This window comes from Paenibacillus sp. MER TA 81-3 (assembly GCF_023713585.1).
Taxonomy (GTDB): Bacteria; Bacillota; Bacilli; order Paenibacillales; family Paenibacillaceae; genus Paenibacillus_B; species Paenibacillus_B profundus.
The window spans coordinates 1-237 of the sequence record NZ_JAMAWB010000158.1 but is presented as its reverse complement, the minus strand read 5'-3'; the positions used below and the strand labels follow the sequence as shown (position 1 = coordinate 237).

General features: G+C 44.7%; 1 pseudogene. It reads left to right on the top strand.

The annotated features are described in order from the left end of the window. Positions 1-237, top strand: a pseudogene (locus M3650_RS31675) (IS5/IS1182 family transposase); the annotation flags it as partial.

Here is a 237-nt window from a genome sequence, read left to right as displayed (position 1 = left end):
TACTGACCAAGTTCCGCAAATTACGGCTTAAAGACATGAAGCTGCTGGATCTGTTGATTCAGAAAACCGTGGAAATTGCGATTGTGCAAGGCATTATTCGAAGCAAATCCCTTATTGTAGATTCGACCCATACCAAAGCTCGCTATACCCAAAAGACGCCGCAGGAGGTGCTCCGAGAACGCTCCAAAAAGCTGAGAAAAGTTATCTATTCGCTGGATGAATCGATGAAGAATGCCT